This window comes from Coleofasciculus sp. FACHB-1120 (genome assembly GCF_014698845.1).
Taxonomy (GTDB): Bacteria; Cyanobacteriota; Cyanobacteriia; order Cyanobacteriales; family FACHB-T130; genus FACHB-T130.
In genome coordinates, this window is the sequence record NZ_JACJTV010000022.1 from 1 (window position 1) to 17,080 (window position 17,080).

Annotated in this window: 17 protein-coding genes and 2 pseudogenes; 4 read left to right on the plus strand and 15 right to left on the minus strand. The window is 43.6% G+C overall.

Features of this window, described 5'->3' with window-relative positions:
- The 3 genes and pseudogenes from H6H02_RS27230 to H6H02_RS18265 form a co-directional block, all read right to left on the minus strand.
- Positions 1-762 (minus strand): annotated as a pseudogene (locus tag H6H02_RS27230) (IS630 family transposase); the annotation flags it as partial.
- 246 nt (positions 763-1,008) lie between these two features.
- Entirely contained in the window at positions 1,009-1,878 is an 870-nt protein-coding gene (gene fghA / locus H6H02_RS18260) for an S-formylglutathione hydrolase (RefSeq protein ID WP_190820333.1), read from the minus strand.
- Positions 1,879-2,023: 145 nt separating this feature from the next.
- Positions 2,024-3,136 carry an S-(hydroxymethyl)glutathione dehydrogenase/class III alcohol dehydrogenase gene (locus H6H02_RS18265; RefSeq protein WP_190536676.1) on the minus strand — a complete coding sequence of 371 codons (1,113 nt, stop codon included), beginning with the start codon at positions 3,134-3,136 and terminating at the stop codon, positions 2,024-2,026.
- Positions 3,137-3,372: 236 nt separating this feature from the next.
- Between H6H02_RS18265 and H6H02_RS18270 the strand changes: the two genes are divergently transcribed.
- On the plus strand, positions 3,373-4,461 hold the full coding sequence (locus H6H02_RS18270; protein ID WP_190820335.1) for a pentapeptide repeat-containing protein: 1,089 nt from the start codon (positions 3,373-3,375) through the stop codon (positions 4,459-4,461).
- Positions 4,455-4,607 (plus strand): annotated as a pseudogene (locus tag H6H02_RS27930) (catalase); the annotation flags it as partial. The gene H6H02_RS18270 and the pseudogene H6H02_RS27930, both read left to right, overlap by 7 nt.
- A gap of 133 nt (positions 4,608-4,740) precedes the next feature.
- Here the strand turns inward: H6H02_RS27930 and H6H02_RS18280 are convergent.
- A complete protein-coding gene (locus H6H02_RS18280) occupies positions 4,741-6,456 on the minus strand; it encodes a CHASE3 domain-containing protein (RefSeq protein WP_190820337.1) in 1,716 nt (571 codons plus the stop codon).
- 586 nt (positions 6,457-7,042) lie between these two features.
- Here H6H02_RS18280 and H6H02_RS27235 point away from each other — a divergent pair.
- Positions 7,043-7,261 (plus strand): hypothetical protein, encoded by a 219-nt coding sequence (locus tag H6H02_RS27235; RefSeq protein WP_242040772.1) that lies wholly within the window; start codon positions 7,043-7,045, stop codon positions 7,259-7,261.
- Positions 7,262-7,265: 4 nt separating this feature from the next.
- Here the strand turns inward: H6H02_RS27235 and H6H02_RS18290 are convergent, their stop codons facing one another.
- From H6H02_RS18290 to H6H02_RS18320, 6 genes are all read right to left on the minus strand, one after another.
- Complete coding sequence (locus H6H02_RS18290; protein ID WP_190820341.1) at positions 7,266-7,604, minus strand: DUF5615 family PIN-like protein; 339 nt, start codon at positions 7,602-7,604, stop codon at positions 7,266-7,268.
- Positions 7,601-7,825 (minus strand): DUF433 domain-containing protein, encoded by a 225-nt coding sequence (locus tag H6H02_RS18295; RefSeq protein ID WP_190416124.1) that lies wholly within the window; start codon positions 7,823-7,825, stop codon positions 7,601-7,603. Before H6H02_RS18295 ends, H6H02_RS18290 begins: the two co-directional genes overlap by 4 nt.
- 200 nt (positions 7,826-8,025) lie before the next feature.
- Complete coding sequence (locus H6H02_RS18300; protein WP_190820343.1) at positions 8,026-8,223, minus strand: hypothetical protein; 198 nt, start codon at positions 8,221-8,223, stop codon at positions 8,026-8,028.
- A gap of 353 nt (positions 8,224-8,576) precedes the next feature.
- Entirely contained in the window at positions 8,577-8,852 is a 276-nt protein-coding gene (locus H6H02_RS18310; protein ID WP_190820346.1) for a hypothetical protein, read from the minus strand.
- Positions 8,853-9,156: 304 nt separating this feature from the next.
- Positions 9,157-10,068 carry a hypothetical protein gene (locus H6H02_RS18315; protein WP_190820348.1) on the minus strand — a complete coding sequence of 304 codons (912 nt, stop codon included), beginning with the start codon at positions 10,066-10,068 and terminating at the stop codon, positions 9,157-9,159.
- A gap of 364 nt (positions 10,069-10,432) precedes the next feature.
- Complete coding sequence (locus tag H6H02_RS18320; protein ID WP_190820350.1) at positions 10,433-12,688, minus strand: FdhF/YdeP family oxidoreductase; 2,256 nt, start codon at positions 12,686-12,688, stop codon at positions 10,433-10,435.
- Positions 12,689-13,001: 313 nt separating this feature from the next.
- Here H6H02_RS18320 and H6H02_RS18325 point away from each other — a divergent pair, with 313 nt between their 5' ends.
- The gene (locus tag H6H02_RS18325) at positions 13,002-13,301 is read left to right on the plus strand and encodes a hypothetical protein (RefSeq protein WP_190416119.1); all 300 of its coding nucleotides are present in this window, start codon (positions 13,002-13,004) and stop codon (positions 13,299-13,301) included.
- 218 nt (positions 13,302-13,519) lie between these two features.
- On the opposite strand, the gene H6H02_RS18330 is transcribed toward H6H02_RS18325, so the two are convergent.
- The 5 genes from H6H02_RS18330 to H6H02_RS18350 form a co-directional block, all read right to left on the minus strand.
- On the minus strand, positions 13,520-15,049 hold the full coding sequence (locus H6H02_RS18330) for a hypothetical protein (RefSeq protein ID WP_190820352.1): 1,530 nt from the start codon (positions 15,047-15,049) through the stop codon (positions 13,520-13,522).
- A 645-nt stretch (positions 15,050-15,694) separates the two neighbouring features.
- Complete coding sequence (locus H6H02_RS18335) at positions 15,695-16,039, minus strand: XisI protein (RefSeq protein WP_190820354.1); 345 nt, start codon at positions 16,037-16,039, stop codon at positions 15,695-15,697.
- On the minus strand, positions 16,027-16,167 hold the full coding sequence (locus tag H6H02_RS18340) for an element excision factor XisH family protein (protein ID WP_190820356.1): 141 nt from the start codon (positions 16,165-16,167) through the stop codon (positions 16,027-16,029). Before H6H02_RS18340 ends, H6H02_RS18335 begins: the two co-directional genes overlap by 13 nt.
- A gap of 114 nt (positions 16,168-16,281) precedes the next feature.
- Positions 16,282-16,812 carry a methylated-DNA--[protein]-cysteine S-methyltransferase gene (locus tag H6H02_RS18345; protein WP_277879697.1) on the minus strand — a complete coding sequence of 177 codons (531 nt, stop codon included), beginning with the start codon at positions 16,810-16,812 and terminating at the stop codon, positions 16,282-16,284.
- 16 nt (positions 16,813-16,828) lie between these two features.
- Complete coding sequence (locus tag H6H02_RS18350; protein WP_190434901.1) at positions 16,829-17,047, minus strand: hypothetical protein; 219 nt, start codon at positions 17,045-17,047, stop codon at positions 16,829-16,831.
- Positions 17,048-17,080: the final 33 nt, after the last annotated feature.

A 17,080-nucleotide genomic window follows, 5' to 3' on the forward strand; every position in this document is an offset into this window, starting at 1 on the left:
CATCTACTAAATATTTCAAGAAATGAGCAAAATCCTGACTGGTGCGTTGTTGAGTGACGTGGATATGTCGCCATCCAGCTAACGGTTGAAAGCAGGCCAACAGGTTACAGGTTCCTTCCCGTTTGTACTCATAGTCATAGCGCTCAGGCTTACCTGGCTCGGATGGGAGTGGGGTACGCACTTGACTAATCAACTGACAAGGTCTCTCATCGATGCACACTTGAGGGTAATCAGGGTCGTAGGGTTTGCCATATAACTCCAATACATCTTCCATGCGCCACACAAAGTCGGCTCCCACTTCCGGGATGCACCATTGCTCTTTTAGCCAAGGCTTGATTTCGTTTTTTTAAGAGTGCGTCGCACTGTCTCGTCCGAGATCCTCTCGACCAGTTGGATTTCTACTAACCTTTGTGCTAACAGTTGCATTGTCCAACGCTGCTGACCTTCTGGCGCTGCACTACAAGCGGTTGCCACCAACAAAGCTTCCCCTTTACCATCCAGCTTACGTCTCACCCCTGGACGAGGGCTTTCACGCAGCGCAAACTCTACTCCTCCTTCCACAAACTTCTGGCGTGTGCGGTGAACTGTCGATTCTCCTACATGTAGCATTTGGGCAATTAGTTCATCAGGATGACCTTCATCGGCTAGCAGCAGGATATGTGCACGCTTAAATGTCCTACTTGATGTCTGACCTTTCTCAATCAAGCTCAACAACTGTTGGTGTTCTTCCTTCGTGAGATTAACAATGTACTTTTCGGCCATTGATGCTCCTGGTTTTTCCCCAGTTTCTCAGGCAGGCGTTTACCTGTCAAAATTTCTGTGGTGGTCTACTAGCGTGAAAGCGACAAGAAAAAGCAAAGATACATATTTTAACACTTTGTATTCTCATTTTATGTCTCCATTGGCTTTTCGCAAAATTCAATTCACATTCGCCTAAATAAATAGTTTTGATCCACTTTGTAGGGAAATCAAAATAAAATATTATTGGTTCTTATTAGGTTAGAGTAATCAAAAGCCCGGTTGAGCCAAAGCAGCCGCGTGGTGAGCGAAATGATCGCCGATAAATGAGGCAATGAAATAGTAACTGTGATCGTAACCAGGTTGTGTGCGGAGAGTCAGGGGATGATTTACCTCTGCACAAGCTTGTGCAAAAACGTCGGGTTGTAATTGTTCGCCTAGAAACGGATCTGCATCTCCCTGATCGATCAAAATGGGCAATCTTTCTGGAGCAGATTTAATTAAATGCATCGGATCGTAAGCTAGCCAGTCAGATTTATTGGTGCCTAAATAATTCTGAAATGCTTTTTGTCCCCAGGGAATTAGGCTGGGGGTAACAATTGGAGAAAAGGCGGAGACACTTTTAAACATTCCGGGATTTTTCAGGGCGATCGCTAAGGCACCATATCCGCCCATTGAATGTCCGAAAATGCCCCGATTTTCTGCCATGACGGGGAAATTTGCAGCGATCGCTTCCGGTAATTCTGAAACTACATAGTCATACATCCGATAATGCTTTGCCCAAGGCATTTGCGTTGCATTGACATAGAATCCCGCACCCGTTCCCAAGTCCCAACTATCTTCTTCTCCAGGGAGATTACAGCCGCGCGGACTGGTATCAGGAGCAATCACAATGACACCGTATTGCGCTGCAAATTGCTGTGCGCCTGCCTTACTGATGAAATTTTGTTCCGTGCAGGTTAATCCACTGAGCCAATAGAGTACTGGACAAGATTGTGATTCAGCTTGGGGAGGAAGATACACGCCAAAATTCATCTCGCAGTCGAGGACAGTGGAGTAATGGCGGTAGACAGATTGCCAACCCCCAAAACTCCGGTTGCGGCTGACTAAGGTGAGGTTTGTCGGGACGGGTTGGTTCATGACTGATAATGCTGAATCATACTAAGTTCTGCGCGATCGAGAAGAACCCCACCCCCAGCCCCTCCCCGCCTGCGGGGAGGGGAGACATAGCCGCAGGCTATGGCGGGGTGGGGTTCTCTTAATTATGGGCAAGCCGGACATGATATTACGAATATAGAATCACAGAACGAATGCTCTTACCCGCGTGCATCAGATCAAACGCCGTGTTAATTTCCTCTAATGGCATCGTCTGAGTGATGAATTCATCCAGCTTAATTTCGCCTGCAAGATACCGTTCTACATAGCCGGGAAGTTGCGATCGCCCTTTGACTCCGCCAAAAGCAGAACCACGCCACACGCGCCCTGTAACCAGTTGAAACGGACGAGTGCTAATTTCTTCTCCCGCACCCGCAACCCCAATAATCGTTGATTCTCCCCAACCTTTATGACAAGCTTCCAGGGCAGCTCGCATCAAATTGACATTTCCGATGCACTCAAACGTATAATCAGCACCGCCATCCGTGAGTTCAACAATCACTTGCTGAATGGGCTGCTCGTAATCTTTGGGATTGATGCATTCCGTCGCCCCTAACTGCATTGCCAGTTCAAACTTACTGGGGTTGATATCTATGCCAATAATCCGCCCTGCTTGAGCCATTACGGCTCCCTGAACGACGCTTAAACCAATTCCCCCTAAACCAAACACCGCAACCGTTGAGCCTGGTTCTACTTTCGCCGTGTTCAATACAGCACCAATGCCTGTAGTAACGCCACATCCTAAGAGACAAACTTTTTCTAACGGCGCGGCTTTGTTGATTTTGGCGATCGCAATTTCGGGCAATACGGTGTATTCGCTGAACGTACTGGTGCCCATGTAGTGATAGATAGTTTCACCGTTCTTGCTGAAACGGCTGGTTCCATCTGGCATCAATCCTTTGCCTTGGGTGGCGCGGATTGCCTGACACAGATTGGTTTTTCCGGACAGACAAAACTTGCATTGCCCGCACTCTGGCGTATACAGCGGAATCACATGGTCGCCTGGTTGCACGCTGGTAACGCCAGCACCCACTTCTTCCACAATACCGCCGCCTTCATGCCCCAAAATCGTTGGGAAAATGCCCTCCGGATCTTTACCAGACAGTGTAAATGCATCCGTATGGCAAACACCTGTGGCAACAATCCGAACCAGAACCTCTCCGGCTTTTGGCCCTTCCAGGTCAATTTCTTCAATTTCTAGGGGCTTTCCAGTTTCCCAAGCGATTGCCGCGCGTGTTTTCATCGTGACTTCCTGCCAATTTTGCCTAGCACCCTATCATCCAGAATTTCGCCAGAGATAGCGAGAGCTGTAATTCTTACTTTAGCGATCGTCGTTGGTTTCGCGGGTGAAAGCGACCCAGAAGTTTTAAAAATACGTTTGTAAACACCCCCTCAATCCAAACATTGCTTGAATTAAGCCGACTTTCTTACTTGTGTCTTAGGATAGGCTTGCAAAATTCCTACTTTGGGTAAATAAGGATGTGGCACAAAAAAAGTTTGTGGTGGATCTTGGGAGGATTGGGAGGAAGTGCGATCGCTACCTTTGCTCTGCTCAATTTCTTCAGATGGCATCGTCTGCGTACCTATGAGAAGATTCCTGACTTGAGGGCTGTGCAATGGAATGGTAAAAACTTAGCCGGTACCGATTTTTCCCGCCAAATTTTCCGAGAGGCAGATTTATCGGAGGCAAATCTGCGACGGGCCAACCTCCAATGGACAGACTTCTCTGGTGCGGCGACTCGCCTGATTGACACCGACCTGCGCCAAGCCAACTTAACCAATGCTTTACTCTCCGGTACTCAAGCTACCAGAGCCAATTTCTCTGGAGCAATCCTGCGTCAGACAGACTTAAGCAACGCTAGCCTGAATGGTGCGCGTTTTAGAGGTGCAGATTTGCAGGGCGCGATTCTGATTGGGGCAAAACTGGTAGGGGCTGACTTCAGCGAAGTGAAGCATGATCCGGCTTATCTCGATCGAGCGGATTTGACCGATACGGGGATTACAGGATTTCGCGATACACGGCTTTGCAACGCCACCATGACAAATGGTGCAATTTCTAAACAGGGTTGCTTTTGGCCTTCCTACGATTTGAAGCAAGCAGCACAAGCTCAGGATTGGCGCTGGATGGATTCGGCAACCAGTTATCTATTTAAAGAGGCGGTGATTCCTGGGGATGCCAAGGCACTTGAGCAGACTGTAGACGAGATTACACCCGAACAAATCCGGGAAATGCCTTGCAAACATCTCAAAACGCTAGATCAACTTTGGCGACAAGCCAGTGGCGATCGCTTTGGGTTCGGCATTCAGCGGCGAATTTGGGAAAGTTCTCCAGTGAATCGAGATTACACCAAGTTCGGAGAAGCTGTGGGATGGAAGCAAAACGGGACTTGGCTCAAATTTAATGATTTAACCGCTAAAGAGTCCGCTTCCAAGGGCAGTGTTCTCCCAATCGGTCATTTTCCCTGGCACTCTTGGCAAGTTCTGGAACCTACTAAGACCGAGCCTACTCGCTTTCGCCGTGTGGGATTTGGGGAATGGATGGCACACTTGAAAGCTTGTAAAATTTGACCAAGCTGCAATACACCAAAGCGAAGTTTCTCTCAGAAGTCGGCAAGCAGACAGAGGTGTTTTTGCAGTTCTCTATTGTCGCTGGCGAAAGAGGTGCCGCTGATGCCGAGCGCGATGTGCGCGGCTTTGCAGTAAAGTTCTATACCGGAGATATTAACAACAGTTCTATATTGATATTGTTAATCAGCCACAGCACTCTCTCGGCTTTATTTTTTCATGGCAGTTGCGACCCTCTTGCTGAGGATGACTTAAACGTATAGCAGCTTAGAATCTGTCCAACTAAACCACCGCATTGAGATTAAGTGCTGATTGATTCACAATTTGCATCCCAATTTTAGTTTGTTCTAAACCACTTGCTGTTTCTACCGATCCCTGTTTCAAATTATTCATCACTTCTACGACTTGCTCAATCGCCAGAGCTTGCTGCTTAGCCGTGAGAGAAATTTGTTGACTGCGTAATACGACATCATTAATTGCTGTTATTGAGTCTTGTTGATTGTTTAAAACAACTTCCTCAATCGCTTGAATCACGCTGTTATATGCTTCCAAGACAACATCATTGATTGCTTGAGTAACATTTGTGGAAGACTCTAGAACAACATCATTAATTGCTTGAGATACTTTAGCGAAAGCCTCTGCTGTCTCTCTGGACATTTCAATCGTTTCATCGGCATCCTTCTTACCCCGTTCCGTCACTATAACTGTTAAATTTATTGATTTTTGAATATCAGAGATCAGCGTGTTTATCTTTTCTGCTGATTTTTTGCTTTGGTCGGCTAATTTACGAATTTCGCTAGCAATAACAGTAAAACCTTTACTGTTTTCTCCTGCTCGTACAGCCTCTACTGCGGCATTTAAAGCTAGCATATTTGTCTGATTAGATATTCCTGTAACTAAGGCGCTAATATTGCCAATCTGATTAGTTTGCTCGCTCAGACTCAAAATATGGTCTGCGATCGCAACAACTTTTTCTTTCAATTCTGACATTCCATTTACAGTTTTTATGACAGATTGATTGCCTGATGCAGCTAAGGATAGTACCTGCCTTGAACCTGTTGCTGATGATTCTGCTAAAGCTAAGACTTGATTTGCACCTTTGGTTGATGATTCTGCTAAAGCTAAGACTTGATTTGCACCTTTGGTTGATGATTCTGCTAAGACTAATAGTTGTCTCGCACTTTCTAACGATGCTTCTGCTTGTTCTGATGCTTGCCGAGCTGATGCATTTAATTCATTCATCGTGGCACAGGCTTGATTAACGGCAACAGCTTGGTTGCTTGCTATACGTTCTTGTTCTTCTACAGCAGTAGAAATTTCTGTAGAAGAACTAGCCAGCGCACTAGTCACGTCATTAATCGGTCGGACAACCTTTTTAGAAATAAACCATAAAGTAAAACAAGCTAAACCTATTGCAGCAGCAGTGCCGCCTAAAGAAATAAAATTTGATATTTCTTCGGCTCGTTTAGCTTCTTCTTTCCTTTTATCCAGTAGTTCATTTTCTATGGCAATCATTTCGCCAATCTCGTCGCGAAGATTATCCATAACTTGCTTCCCTTTACCAGAAAGCACTAAGGCTCTTAATTCTGTTTCTTTACCTGCTTTCTTTAAGAAAATAGTTTCCGCTAATTCTGAAATTTTTTCTTGAGATAAATCTTCAATATTAGCCAAGTTTTCCAATTGCTTGGGGTTGTCTTGTACAAGTTTTTGTATTTCTTTGAAGTCTTTATTTATTATTTCAAGAGCTTTGTTATAAGGTTCTAAGAAAGTATCCCTCCCCGTAATAATGAAACCTCTTTGACCTGTTTCTGCATCAACTAGATTTTTTTCCAACCCCCCCAGTTTATCTTTAACTTCATAAGTGTGTGTTACCCAGTCTACTGCTTCTACCAGAGTATTTGTACTGATTTTAGAAGTAATACCTATACCAACCATCAGCGCCATAACTGTTCCAAAGCCGACTTGGGTAACTTGACCGAGCTTAATTTTATTTTCCATATCTAGCTATCTCAATTTATTGATTACTGATATATTAACAATCAGTAAGTTATTGACAACAACCGCAAAACTACGGTGTCCCCTAGTTTATCCATATAAATCATTAAGAATTTTTATTAAGCAATATTTTTTTAAATAAATAGAATTGTGCCCTATCGAGCTGAGATTAGGTTGTTTAAACTCAAGCAAACAAACCCCAGCAAAATTTATCTGTCTTACACTAAACGAAATAAAAAATTTAACAATTACTAAGCAAAAAAGCGAATCAGTGAAATATTTATGTAGTTAATTGATAGGCTGACAACTTGAGATAGAAAAGACTGTTCGTAAATAGATATGAAGGGAAGATATAGCAGGAGATATAATAACCGATACAAGATGTAACAAATGAGTCAACTCTTTTACAACAGTGACGTTAACAACGAGGAATGGTAACGGATTGAACCTTTGTTGCTCCGTGCCAAGCCTTTTTGTAAACACTGAAAGGTTAACTTACAAGAGATTTTGAATGTTATTGTCTACCGAGCGGATAATGCGATTAAATGGCGCAATTTACCCCGCGATTTTCCAGCGTGGCAAATAGTCTATGGCTACTATCGCTTATGTAAAATTGGACATCTGGGAGCTTTCTCAATACAGCCCTGGCGCAGCAAGTACGAGTCATCAAGGGACGGCAGGGTCAACCCAGTTTAGCTATAATTATCCATCTAAGAGCCTCTGTCAGACTCTGACGCAGGAAAGAGCCTGTTCTAGGGTAGAGATACGCTATTATTCGCATGACGGCGATCGCCAGTTATTCCGTTGATAGACTAATCCCCGCTAATCTCCACTAACATCTCGCCTGTTCGCAAAAGCTCTAAAGCTTCAGGTAATGTTGCACTCAAAATCTCTTGCAATCGCGTATTAGATGTATTGCCACACGTCAACCAGATAATTTGTGGCGGTACCCCGTAGCGATCGACCAAATCAACAAAATCTCTGTCCTTGGTCATAACGATCGCTCCTTGCGCTTTTGCTGCTTCAAAAATCTCATAATCTTCAGCATCTCTCAGACCAATATCGCGCAAGGCTACTGCTGTCACCCCAAATGTATTCGCGATCCAGGGTGCAATTCCAGGCGACAGTTGTGCATCTACCCAAATCGTCATGCCACCAGAACTGGATGATCGACTTTACGCGCCGCGTAGGTGAGTGCTGCTTTCAGATCCTCCATTTCCAGATCGGGCATTTCCTCCAATATTTCTTCGGCACTTAAACCAGCCGCAAACAAGTCCAGCACATCTGATACCCGAATTCTCATACCCCGAATGCAGGGACGACCTCCACACTGCTTTGGATTAACTGTAATTCTCTCAAGCAAATTTGGCATTCGATTTTGCTCCGAAATAAATCCTTATCTCAGTGTGGATCGAGTTTACCTAAGTTGCAAATTCAAAAAATCTGAAGATGCGATCGCTCATTTCTGCTTCAAACTAACTGTCCTCTAACTGGTTTGTGCGTTCTTTTCGCCTGGTCAAGGACTCAATAAAATCAAAATATTCAATTTTAAAGCAAGTGTTAAAAAGCTTCTCAACTGCTACCCAGTTTTCCCTTTAGGATCTCTTCCATTTCCCTCAAATCTTCTTCCGTCTTAGGAAATCGATATTTTTGGCTATTAGGATTCCTGCGTTTAATCAGAGCCTCAATTGCTTCATCATCCTCTCGGTGAGCCAAAACATAGGCTCTCAGTTCTTGACGGGTCATTTTGCTAAAGTCAGGCTTCATCATTAAAGCTCCATTGACCATCGGAAAAAATTAGAATTTCCAAACTCTCAGTTACACCAGCAAGGATAAACACTATCTTGGTGTTCTGGTTATACCGAAATACATGAATAGGCTGATATCCATTTGAGAGCATCTGGCATACTCTGACACAGGCAAGAGCCTGTTCTGCGGTAGGCATACGCTGTTATTCACATGATAGCGAGTATCACCATACCGTAAAAGATGTACTTTACTGGCTTGAATTGACTGAATAATCATCCTACAGACATCGCGCGATCGCACTCAAGCCGCCAGAGAGTCAAAGTTGCGATCGCTAAGCTGCAAGAGGACATTTGTATCTACGAGATAGATCGAAGTTATGGATGCTCCTCGTAAATATCTGCATGACTGACCGCACAATCGGATAATAAGGGTACATTCGTTCCAATAATTTTCGCTAGTTCCTCAGATAGCTGGTCTGCAATATCTTCAAAGATGGACTCATCAATTTCTGCTGTAGACTCACCGATATCTAACTGATTTGAGCGTTCTTCCTGCCAGGTCAAGAATTCGACAAAATTTAGCACCTCATGTAACTTAGGTTGAGGCAGATGATGTAATTTTCTAACAACGTTGTCAATTAAAGGTTCCATAGCCTACTGGAACTGGTAATCGAACTTCTCTTAGGCTACGAAATTCGCCGACTCGCCGACAGGTAAAAATAGCCAAAGTATCGCTAGTTCTGCCGTCGATACCGAGACAACTTTGAGATATAGCTGTTGAGCGATCGGATTGTTTCTGTTGTAGCTCTAGGATAAACTGAGTTGATTAAAAGGGGTAAAAGAAGCTATTTTCTGTTAGCTATATAACGACTAAGAGCGGCGGTGGCAGATGATAACCTCAAACTCAACACTATGGGCTTCTTTCAGTCCGTTACACTAACTTGTTAGGCATTCGCTATTGTCGGGATGATTCGGTAGATTTCCGCAGTTCCACGAACTCTTCGTCCGTCAGAAGCCCGGTTTCCCCAAGTCTCTCGTTGATTCTTCGGCTCGTAACATCAATCTCATGGACGGCATGGGCATAGCAACAGTATGGCAATACAAACTCAATGACAAATGGTTGTTTCTCTACTGCTGACCGTACCCACACCTCACCTGGTATATCAAATACCATGTAGATATCCTTACGATTTTCTACCCCAAAAATCTCTGTAATCGCTGCAATGAGCTTATTGATTGCAATTGGTGCTACAAGCTCGAAATCATAATTTTCATTGTAATGAATACTCTGATGTCGAATTGGCTTTAAGTCACGGAATAGGTTTATTGCATTTTCAGGAATTAGTTTCCAATCAAAAATTAAAGATAGCATTTTTTCCCAGTCATCAAAACTGGCTTTATCATAAATTTTCTTATAATCGCGATGTGATGTGAAATACCTTCGAGTCTTCAACACAAGTCGGTTTAAAAGTCTTTCTGCCAAACAACAAGCAGACGTTACAGCCGGGTAGAAGTATCCCATGCAATAAGTGTTGATAATCTGCTGAATCTTCTGCGGATACTCATCAATAAGACCTATGGGCGGGTAATCAATTTTATTCCACCGCTCCAACTTTTCTTTAAAATTAATATGTCCAAGTTCGGCTTTTAGTTGTTCTTCAATGCTTGTAGAGGATTCCTCCATCCCTGGAGAAGCATAAATTCTGCGTCGTGTATCAACATAGAAACTAAAGAGACGATATCTACGGTCTAGGGCGGGGCACAAGAAGTTTATAGGTTCCTCACCTCGACTCTGTTTTTCAGTGACTGTGACTGGAATAGTATGATTGTCACCACAGACTGGACAGACTACATCAACATTCAACATATACAAATCTTTTATCCCTAATCCTATAGTTTTTATGCGTAACTCTTATTAGACTAGCTTTTTCTTTCAGTATAGTCCGCTGATTTGGGTGAATATACCGTAACTTATTGCCGTATCACCCCAATCTAGATGGACAGATTGAAGAATCTTTCAGCGAAAAAGGTATTTCACGCTAAATCCATTACTGAGCCAATCAGTGAACATTAGGCAATCTCACCTGCCGAAAATTTTTCCAGGTGGATACGCCTGCACTGAGAAAAGAAGACATCGCGCTCGCGCTAGAAGCTGTCTAGATCTTCCCGTTACCCGATGAAGCCATCTGCCGATGATATGTTGATTTGCATTAGAGATCTCTCTCTTGCTATCAGGCGTAAACTACAACCGGAACTCGCTTAAATGCAGGTATCCCAGACTGCTTATCTATACGCGCTTTAAAGATGACATTGACTTCGGGATAGAACATCATTGCTGCTCCTTGACGCACCGCACCAAAGATAATTTCAACATTCTCTAACTTGCCTGCATCACCCTGCACCGTCACTCGCTGATGCTCCTGCCATCCTGCTTGTTTTGCATCAGATGGGTTTATTAAAATGCAGTTGCGGTGCGGCATTCCGCGATATTTGTCATCTGGTTTGTAAACTACTGTATTGTGTTGCGAGTAGCTGCGTCCCGTCATTAATGCTAATACAATCGCCTGCGTTGATTCCGGCACTCCAAACTCTTTTGCTTCCGGTAAATGCAATTGGGGTAATGGCGTGACAAACATATTCGCTTTACCGGACGGTGTAGCAAATTTAGGTTCATTGAAAATGCGTCCGGCGATAGTAAATTCTTCCTTTGTTTCATCAATTGTCGCCATCTGCTCAAAGCCGGGAATCGTTTTGGCAATCAGTTGGCGGACATATTTAGTATCTTGCAGTTTGCGCCAATCAACCGGATCGCTGCCAAGAATCTGATGTGCTAATTGAGTGAGAAATTCCACCTCGGAAATCAAATCCGCATTCTTGAGATGGGTTTTCCCAACATCATTCAGCCGCACAAAATTGTTGCCCGATTCCGTAGTAGTTTGGTGCGGATTTTCAAAGCGGTTAAAAACGGGAATGATGATGGTATTTTTCTGCGCTAAACCGTGAAAGTGTCCTAAATTCGGTTTAGTGGCGAGGTAGATGATGGTTTCAATATTGCCTAAAGCACGCTTTGCTTGATTTAAATCCGGGTTGGCTGCATACAGATTTCCACCCAGGCAAATCAACGTATCTACTTTGCCTGCATCAGCCGCATCAATTAAGTCGCGGGCGCGATATCCAGGGTTGCGATTGAGCGATCGCCCTAGCAATTTCTCTAGCGCTTCTTGAATCTCTTTTTTGAGCTGGACTGTGACTCCCATCGAGCCAAAACCCTGGACGTTGGAGTGTCCCCGGATCGGCATAGTACCGCCGCCTTCTTTGCCCGCATTCCCTGTCAGCAGAGCCGTGTTAGCGATCGCATAGATGTTATCCACGCCGTTTTCTTGCTGCGTTGCACCCATCGCCCAAGCAAACACCACGCCTTTTGAAGAGGCGATTATTTCGGCGGCGACTTCAATCTCCTGCTGGGAAACACCGCAAGTTTGCGCGATCGCATCCCACGAAATAGAGCCAGCATAATCGACAACCGCTTCCCAACCCTCAGCATGGGCGCGAAGATAATCTGTTTGAATTAAGTTGCGTTCGATTAGCGCTTTTTGGATGCCGATAAATAGCGCCACATCGCTACCGGGAATTGGTTGCAGATAAAGTGAGGAAATTTCCGATCCGGTAAATAGCGACTTGAGGGGAAATGCTGGGGATGCAAACTTGACCAACCCGACTTCCACTACTGGATTAACCACAATAATTTTGCCACCGCGATCGCGCAACTCGATCAGTTCGTTCATCAAGCGCGGATGGTTAGCAGGCGCATTCGACCCGATTAGCACCACGCAGTCTGCCTTTTTCAGGCTATCCAGACTCACCATTGAGGTGCCAGAACCAAACATCTGCTTCAGTCCCACCGTCGAGGGGACGTGGCACAAATCCGAGCAATCTGCCAAATGATTTGATCCCAGCGATCGCATCATCAGTTGCAGCAGATAAGCCGCTTCATTCGACGATCTCCCGGAACTATAGGAAGCGACTCGCTCCGGGGACTTGCGAAAACCAGCTTCGCTAATCTCGTAAATCTCCTCCCAAGAAATTCGCTCGTAATGAGATTTCCCTTCGCGCAGAATGACCGGAAAACTGAGACGACCCAGCCGATCCGCTTCCAAGGAAGTTAACTGCTGGAGTTCGGCGATACTGTGGCTGTCGAAAAAATGGGTCGGAACGGGTGGTTGCAACTCTGCGGAAATTGCCTCTACGCTTTTGGCGCAGCGTTGCATCGTTTCCCCCAACTCGTTTGCGAAGCCACCCTTTTGTCCCCCCGTTCCCCAAGCACAGGACAAGCAAGCACTTTTATGCAACAACGTTTGCCAGAGTTTTGGCCCTTCGGGTGATAGGGTATGCTCTGCCCAATATTGTACGACGGGCAAACCGCCACCCATTTCTGGAGCGTTGCTGGTTGCTTTCGTTGCGTCTTCTGGTTTAATATCTGCGTCCATACAGCTTCCTCTTGAATGCAGCGCCACTCATCCGTCAGCCTGGAATGCGTTTTCTCCCTCGGAATTTATCTTGAGCTAAATACTATCTAGAGGGACTTGAAATCAGCGTAACTCATCAAAACTTCTCTCGCACGATTGTATGGATGTGCGATCGCTGAGAGTTTTTTCCCTAGAAAAATAGCTTCTCAAACATCGTCTAACTATTTCAATCGTAGCGCTGGGATCTCAGTCTTTAAGCAGATTTTCAGATGCCTTCCCCTAGCCTGCAACTGCTCTGTGAAATAATGGGGACACAACTGTTCCTAAAATTTTTATGACCATTTCTCACAGCCAGGGCTATCTCGTCACGATCATTTGCGAAACGGTATTGCAAGATCGCCTAGTTAAGCTGCTCAGCGGATTGGGTGCTTCTGGCTACACTATTATTCCAGCCAAGGGCGCTGGTAGTCACGGTAAACGTATGGGAGATATCGCTGGCTATAACACCAACATTGAAGTCAAAACCATTGTGTCAAAAGAGATATCAGACCAATTACTAGAAGACCTGAAGGAGTTTTCGAGCAATCATGCCTTGATTGCCTTTCGTCAAAAGGTAGATGGCTTGTTTGATTAAGTAGTTGAATCTAAACTCTGACTGGGGCAATAGATTTCAATTTGTCGAGTTCTAGGAGCGATTAATCAGTTTAAACGGCTGCCATTGTTGATGTATTCCTGCATCTTTATGCGGAGTTCTTCAGTACAGTCGTTTTCTGATGCAAGTTCCAATACGAAGTCTCGCAGATGGAGGCAAAGCCTTGACGTTAGACCGCGAAATACACTGCTACATTAGTCTCAACCCCAAAACTGTTTAGTATTTTTCTCGCTATGCAACTCATCTAATACATCTCTAATTTCAAGCCAGCCATCTGAAAGTGTATAAAAATCTTTTTCCGGCGGACGAACGGGCAAACTTTCATATGCTTTTGAATCATTTAACTTAGAAATATTCTTCATAATCGAAAATAAAATTTCTGTCCCCAACTTTTGAGCTACTTCTTCAGCTTGAAAAATCGTTATATCATCTGATGTAAAACTTCCGTGTAGAAGCTCATTCCTAACTTTAATAAACTGAGGAGTACCTTTGCTATTCATGTATTTTTTCCAGTCAATATTTAAATCATCTACGAAAAATCGGATAACAGTTGAGAGGTATGGTGTCTTACCACTACTTGAAATGTTGGCTTTCTTGAGATTGTTAACCGAATCTTTCGTCAAATCTACAAGCTGATTATTTTGCGAACTTGCACTTATTAGCTTTGAGAGACCATTCATTTTCCAAAACCAGTAGGAATAAAAATATTCAATTGCAGAACATGCAGCCATTAATTTTAACTCAACGCTGGATTCATAAACCGTTATTTTTAAGTGTTGTATTCCTCGGCTGAGTTGTTTGCTTAAAGGACAACATTCAAGAAATGAGGTAACATTACCTAGAAAATGAATTCCCTGGGTAGGCCAAGATTTGCTAATCCTAGGTATTCTTCTTCTCTGCCAAATAGGAATTACCCGACCATAGACATATTTATTTTGAGAGTAAATCGAATAATCATAGTAGATTGGTAAAATCTCATAATCGCAGATAATACTGAGAAAAGCACAAGCATCATTAATAACATGCTCCAAATGTCTAGCTAAAGAAACTTCAATTTCTTTGGCTTCATGGATAATCAACTTATTTATATGCTGGTTTATTAATGGAACTCTAACATCTATAAAACTAAGTCTATAGAGAGTATCTATGTTTCTTCTATAAGAGATATTGTGATCTTTGTGAACGATATATTTTTTACCACACTTAACTTCGTATCCTGAACTCAAGGCACAATATAAACTTGGTTTATCTATTATCCTAGTAGCGTTCCTGCTTTGCCGCTGAGGAGTATTCTCAAATTCTGTTCCAAAAATCTCATCTATTGCTGAAAACTCGTCATTTAAGTAAGCTCGCAATTGAATGAAATAATCGGGTTTTTCTTCGGAAGAAACATCTTTCGATAGCCCTGAATAAGTTACGAATCTTGCTGTGTAAAAGTTTGTTGTTCCGTTATTAATATCAAAAGGTGGTCTAGAATAGCCAATTAGAAATATACTCGGTTGAATAATCAGAATTTGCTGCCTCTCATCGTGCATCTTTTCAGCAATTTTTAACCGCTCATCATCAGCAATACCTTTCCAGATTAGCTTTACATCTATCTCGGCTTCTTCTACGAAGATAAGGCGCAAGCTAATTGTTATTGATTGGATAGTGTCGCCAATTAGAAGTTTGGCATCACCATGATATGTCCAATCTCCTGGAAAACCACCTAACCATCCTGGATGAGTCATATGAAGTAGATGTTTATGGATGCGTTATAACTCTTGCAAGTTACTAACCGAGAATACAAAGTTTTCACTAAGGTTTTGTCATTTCTACTCTAGCCTGTCTCATCATTACCTGCAAATTATTGCTCTACAAATAGCCCCAGAGTGACCTTACTTCAAAGACTGGATGGTTAACCGCTGACGGTTTTTCACAGATGGTTTTACAATTGCAAGGGCAATCGTACCTCACAAATAACCTCCCAACCAAAGCCTAACCAAGGACTTCCACTTACTTGAGCATCAGCACCCAACAGATAAGCTTCCAACTACGTCCCAACAGAGGGATTAAGTTAACTATTGATTATGCCGCAACTGCGGTATAACTTTCTTTATGGGTGTATATTGCTGCAAAAGGCTTTTGTATATCAAGCCACACTCCCTATTACTTGCTATCAGAGTCTCCCTTTCTCTGGGGGGTACGTCGCGCAATTCGGCTCAAGGACATGAGCCGCAAGACAAAAAAGAATTATATCTACTACATACTGGAATACATTTACTGTCATCACTAACGGCATCCTCAAGAACAAAATGCGATCGCGCCTAGGCGCATTCCTTTTGCAACCCTACCGATATCTCTCGTCCGCTCCATCAATTTATTAGCCTGCGCCGCTATGATGCAACTGCAAAATCTGTGTACTGTCGCATCTTAGGTTCGTGGAATGCTAACACAATATCTTCTTTAGGGACACCTGCACGAACTAAGTCAGCGGCAATGCCATCTTCAGTCCAATCTTCTTCGATCCAAAACTTACTATCACGAATACGAACATAGACGGTCATGCCAGCAATGCGATCGCCTTTCTGCCAACCAAGATTCATCCAGATATAATGTCCCTTTGGTTCATCCACAATCAAGAATGTCTTAATGTCTCGATTCGGACGGCGGTTGCACAATTCTAAATACTCAGACAATATCTGTTTCATCAACTTGGGATACTCAATTAATTTATCCATTGCGTAATTTCCTCTGCCTCTATATTTACGACAATGAGTGGAAGCTGGTGTTTATTGAGAATGAGTTGAATTACATCTTGCTTGAAAAAGGTGTTATGAGCGACTGTACTGACAGCAACATAAGTCACAAGTAGTTAAGCTGGTTCGCATTGGCGATCGCAAAGCCTCTACAAAGTAGAATCGCATCATCAAAGACAGCATCAAAAAACGTCTTCCAGAAACAAAAAAATGCGATCACGTCTTTAACTGTTGCTTAAAGCCATTGTCAATTGCCGATTAGATTTTGCGCTATGTCTGCGCTCAAGTTCTAGTAAACCTTCTTTAAGACGGACTCCACCTCTAAAACCTGTAAGTGTGCCGTTGCTGCCAATAACACGATGGCAAGGCACAATAATACACAGAGGATTTTTACCGTTGGCTGCTCCCACAGCACGCGCTGCTGTTGGCAATCCTATTTTTCTCGCCAGTTCTCCATAAGATATCGTTTGACCGTAAGGAATCGACTGTAGGGCTGTCCAAACCTGCTGTTGAAACACCGTACCTATGGGGGCAAGTGGTAGCGTGAATTGATACAATTCGCCATTGAAATATGCCTGAAGTTGATCAACGGCGTCACCGTCTAGCTTCTTTTGGAAATGCCAAGTGGCTTCTGGAGACTTTGCAGCCAGTCCTTCTTGAAAGTCTATTGCCACTAGCCCAACTGAGTTTTGCGCGATTAAGATACGTCCCAGAGGGCTATCCATGTAGGTATAGAAAATTGAATCAGAAATCATAAAAATTCCTTTTTGCTTAGATTTTCCAGAACGCGATCGCCTGCAATTCTAGATAGAATTTTGGCATGGATTCACATCTGTGCATCATGGGAATGCGTTGGCGAAGCCCACTGAAAGTATCGCTTGTCAGCAACCCATACCATCGGTCAACCCAACAAATATTTATAAGAGTTGGATTGGTTTCCTTAAACGCCACGACGCAAGGACGCGGAAACTCCCGCTTGTGACTCGCCAACCTCTGTGGATTTTAAATTTTTAGCTCTAATTG

Excerpts from the sequence above, each read along its gene's own strand:
- fghA (WP_190820333.1), bottom strand. The coding sequence starts at position 1,878 with ATGAACCAACCCGTCCCGACAAACCTCACCTTAGTCAGCCGCAACCGG.
- H6H02_RS18265 (WP_190536676.1), bottom strand. The coding sequence starts at position 3,136 with ATGAAAACACGCGCGGCAATCGCTTGGGAAACTGGAAAGCCCCTAGAA.
- H6H02_RS18270 (WP_190820335.1), top strand. The coding sequence starts at position 3,373 with ATGTGGCACAAAAAAAGTTTGTGGTGGATCTTGGGAGGATTGGGAGGA.
- H6H02_RS18280 (WP_190820337.1), bottom strand. The coding sequence starts at position 6,456 with ATGGAAAATAAAATTAAGCTCGGTCAAGTTACCCAAGTCGGCTTTGGA.
- H6H02_RS27235 (WP_242040772.1), top strand. The coding sequence starts at position 7,043 with ATGGCTACTATCGCTTATGTAAAATTGGACATCTGGGAGCTTTCTCAA.
- H6H02_RS18290 (WP_190820341.1), bottom strand. The coding sequence starts at position 7,604 with ATGACGATTTGGGTAGATGCACAACTGTCGCCTGGAATTGCACCCTGG.
- H6H02_RS18295 (WP_190416124.1), bottom strand. The coding sequence starts at position 7,825 with ATGCCAAATTTGCTTGAGAGAATTACAGTTAATCCAAAGCAGTGTGGA.
- H6H02_RS18300 (WP_190820343.1), bottom strand. The coding sequence starts at position 8,223 with ATGATGAAGCCTGACTTTAGCAAAATGACCCGTCAAGAACTGAGAGCC.
- H6H02_RS18310 (WP_190820346.1), bottom strand. The coding sequence starts at position 8,852 with ATGGAACCTTTAATTGACAACGTTGTTAGAAAATTACATCATCTGCCT.
- H6H02_RS18315 (WP_190820348.1), bottom strand. The coding sequence starts at position 10,068 with ATGTTGAATGTTGATGTAGTCTGTCCAGTCTGTGGTGACAATCATACT.
- H6H02_RS18320 (WP_190820350.1), bottom strand. The coding sequence starts at position 12,688 with ATGGACGCAGATATTAAACCAGAAGACGCAACGAAAGCAACCAGCAAC.
- H6H02_RS18325 (WP_190416119.1), top strand. The coding sequence starts at position 13,002 with ATGACCATTTCTCACAGCCAGGGCTATCTCGTCACGATCATTTGCGAA.
- H6H02_RS18330 (WP_190820352.1), bottom strand. The coding sequence starts at position 15,049 with ATGACTCATCCAGGATGGTTAGGTGGTTTTCCAGGAGATTGGACATAT.
- H6H02_RS18335 (WP_190820354.1), bottom strand. The coding sequence starts at position 16,039 with ATGGATAAATTAATTGAGTATCCCAAGTTGATGAAACAGATATTGTCT.
- H6H02_RS18345 (WP_277879697.1), bottom strand. The coding sequence starts at position 16,812 with ATGATTTCTGATTCAATTTTCTATACCTACATGGATAGCCCTCTGGGA.